The sequence below is a fragment of the Roseiarcus sp. genome, assembly GCF_052145395.1.
Taxonomy (GTDB): domain Bacteria; phylum Pseudomonadota; class Alphaproteobacteria; order Rhizobiales; family Beijerinckiaceae; genus Roseiarcus.
Map to the genome: position 1 here is coordinate 1 of NZ_JBKQOT010000313.1, position 3,236 is coordinate 3,236.

Genomic DNA, 3,236 nt, shown 5'->3' on the forward strand with positions numbered 1-3,236 from the left:
GCCGCCGTGGGAGCGCTGCGTTGCGGATCGAAGAGGCTGCCGCAAGGTCGTCATGAGGCGCTCCGTTCGTCCGAGGTCGATTCGTCAGCGTCAGACGCCTCATCGGAAGCTGGCCGCGAAACCTTCAGCGCGCTGCAGGTTTCCGCGACAAAGTCGCCTGGCCGCCAATGGTACCGGCGAGCGAGCGCCGCGAGTTCGTCCTTCGCCGCGTCGTCGTCTGCGGCCGCCAGCTCCGCCGCTCTTGCTTCGACGTCGGCGGGGAGCGGGTCGCGCAGGGCGATGATGTCTGCCCTGGCCTCATTCAGAAGCCTGTGCAGTTCGGCAATTCTCCTTTTGGCCGCCCGCAGCGTCATCGGCTTGGCGCCCCGCCGCGCTCGCCGCACAGTTGCGCTATCGCGGTGCGTCGCGGCTCTGTAATCGGCGATAATCTTGAGCAACCGCTCGACCGACCGACAGCTCACCCACTTGTGGTTCGTCTCCGCCGCCCAGGCGAGCGCAGGCTCCAGGTCAGCGCGGTCTTCGTATAGACGCCGATGCGCCGAGCACCAGCTCGCCGACCGCTTTAGAACGTCGCGGCACCATGGATTGAACGCGCCGTGCTTGAGGTCCGCCTTGGCGTTCGAAAGCGCCTCGCCGAACTGAAGCAGCAAGGGAAGGCCGGCGTTACCGTGAGCGTCGAGCTTGGCCAGCGCCGCCAGCGCGTCGGCCGTGAGTTGGTCGAGCCGGAATTCGGAGTCGGGCGCGGTCGGCTTGGCGAGGGCTCGCAATCCCTCGCCTGCTTTCAAAGTCGTCATGATACCCTCCGACGTCTGGGAGGGCACCGAAATGTGCAGGATTTCTAGGCTTGTAAATCGCCGAGCTTCGCGACCCAGGGCGGAATTATTTGACCCGCTGTCGTCCGCCTGCCTTGGTCTCCTCCGCGGAGCGCCGTGGCCTTCTATCAATGAGGTTGTCGGGGATCGGTTCGACAGGCGGAAAATGCGGCTCGATGTTCACCCACTCGTCGCTCAACTCTTTGGATAGAGGGGATTCGATGATCTCAGCGACCGCTTTTGCGACGCCGCAAAGTTTTCGAAACGCTTCGGCGCTCTCGGCCTTCGCGTGAACCTGAGACAAGAGATCGTCGACCGAGATGATGGTTGCGTCTTTGGCGTCTTGCGGAAAATCCATTGTCAGGAATTGCGGCGCCTCTTCCCTCGCCGCATACAGGAAGGGCTCCCGGCTACTCCTCGCACCATGGAATTCCTTCAGCTTGGTTCGACTTGGGCCGTTGAGCATGAGCAACTTGGACAGCTCGAAGGCTCGGTTGAGGGATGACGATTCTCCTGAGCGATGCAGGCGAACTCGAATCTCCGTCAGAGCGTTGAGGTGCGCGATCTCCTGCCGAGTCTCGTCATGCAATTTCTTTCGAGGCAGAAAAGAGCCCGAGCGGAGTAGGTCGTGCAATGTGAAGCGAGAGAAGCAACGATCGATGATGTCCTGCAAATCCTCGGACGCAAAGGCATGAAGGAAACAGGCGCTTGCGGACAATCCGCGCCTTCTGTCCCGCTGTCGCAAAGCGTGGCTGCTGATCAGCGCCGACGCGAAAATCAGCCCGGCCCATTGGAAGCTAATCACCTGGCTCGTCTTACCCAAGAGCCAAGCTTGGAATTGAAACATTCGAAGATCGCGTTCGCCGGCGAATCGTTCACGCCTTTCGCCGAGGAGGAGACTAACCGCCCGGCCCAATTCAGTCTGCGCTCGCGACCTCATCGTCGTCCACCGACATGCTACGTCAGCAGGAATAAAGACTTTTGACGTCAAACGACATCCGGAATCGCAGCAGCATTGCTCCTAATCGATTTTCCTCGACGAGGATGCCGCCCAACGCGAGTCGTCTCTGGGTGGCGGCGAGGCAGGTCAGCATGTCGACGCGAGCAGAATTTGCAGCGTCGATCGCGACGCGGTGTTGGTCGCGCAATTGGCTGGCACACTGCGATCAAACAAACGCCGCGGCGCTCCGCGACAGAAACGAACCCGCGTAACGCCAACGGGCCGCAATAATCTGACCCAGGTCGCCGGGCCGAGGTGTTGCCAAGCCGAAAAATCAGTATTCATCAGGCGTGACGTCAAACCAGGTCAACGATCCGCCGTTGCGCGTCGGCGTGCGGTTCGATGTAGCGCTGGGTGGTGGAGAGCGATGCGTGTCCGGCGAGGAGCTGCACGTCTCGCAGCGACCCGCCGACGGTCCCGATCTTCCTGGCGGCGTTGGTGATGAACCCGCGCCGTCCGCTGTGGCTCGAGCAGCCGTTGAACCCCAGGGCCCGGTACCAGACGGCGAACAGGTTGACGATCGCGGCGGCGCTGGTCTGCCTGGCTCTTTCCGTCGTGACCACGAAGGGCGAGGCCCTGCCGCCGACCTGAGCCTTTTGGATCTGGACCAGCGCCGCCTTCAATTCCCTGTTCAACGGGATCGTCCGGCCCGACGAGCCCTTGCTCGCTTGATCGACGAGACGGATCGCGTCGCCGCTCTCGCCCTCGGCGTCGGTCAGCATGGCCCAGGTCAGGGACGCGATTTCCTTGGCGCGCAGCCCCGCCCGCACCGACAGCAGGAAGACCGCCCGGTTTCGCTCTGGGTATCGGGTGGCAGTCAGATAGGCCAGGACCGCGTCGGTCTGGCCTTTGCTGAGGATTTTCGCTTGTCGTTTCAGGCCCAAAGCCGCCTCCCAGACGCGTGATATATATCGACAATAGCGGTATTTTAACACGAGTCAAGCGGCCAAGGCGGCGGGGGGTCGAAAAGACCGACGCGATGTCAAGGGGTTGGCGCGACTGGTGAGATAAGGCGAGTTTCAAAACGAGTCGCAGGCCCGGGGCGGGTTCAGGGGCGCCAGGCCGAGCCCTAGTCGTGCGACGGTGAGCCAACCCGCTCGGAGAACGTATTGACAAGCCGCGGCCGTCGGCAGACCTCGCCCGCCTTCCGCCAGAAGGCCCATGAGCGGCGCGGCATGTCGACGATGGCTCGCAGCCGCACTGGCGCTCTCATAGCGGCGTCCGGCTCCGTGGTTGGAGACTCTTCATCGGACGACGTTGGCACGGTGATTCGTTCGAGAACCTCTCCGGCAAGAACATGAGCCTGCGCCGCCGTCAGGTCATTCGCGATGAGGCTTGCGTCAATGCGCAAACCATCGGGCCCCCTCCGCCCCCGTGCGTCGACTTCGATGCTGTAACGCGAGTTCCGGCGCATTGGCTTCGAG

Annotated in this window: 3 protein-coding genes; all 3 read right to left on the reverse strand. The window is 62.7% G+C overall.

From position 1 onward, the window contains the following. Positions 1-50: 50 nt before the first annotated feature. Positions 51-794, reverse strand: a complete 744-nt coding sequence (locus ACLP25_RS10540; protein ID WP_442469147.1) for a hypothetical protein — start codon at positions 792-794, stop codon at positions 51-53. A gap of 85 nt (positions 795-879) precedes the next feature. Beyond that, positions 880-1,659: a hypothetical protein gene (locus ACLP25_RS10545; protein ID WP_442469148.1), complete on the reverse strand. Its 780-nt coding sequence runs from the start codon at positions 1,657-1,659 to the stop codon at positions 880-882. Between the two features lie 449 nt (positions 1,660-2,108). Further along, a complete protein-coding gene (locus tag ACLP25_RS10550) occupies positions 2,109-2,696 on the reverse strand; it encodes a tyrosine-type recombinase/integrase (RefSeq protein ID WP_442469149.1) in 588 nt (195 codons plus the stop codon). Positions 2,697-3,236: the final 540 nt, after the last annotated feature.

Bases quoted from the DNA above. Each gene is read 5' to 3' on its own strand.
- ACLP25_RS10540 (WP_442469147.1), bottom strand. From the start codon at position 794: ATGACGACTTTGAAAGCAGGCGAGGGATTGCGAGCCCTCGCCAAGCCG.
- ACLP25_RS10545 (WP_442469148.1), bottom strand. From the start codon at position 1,659: ATGTTTCAATTCCAAGCTTGGCTCTTGGGTAAGACGAGCCAGGTGATT.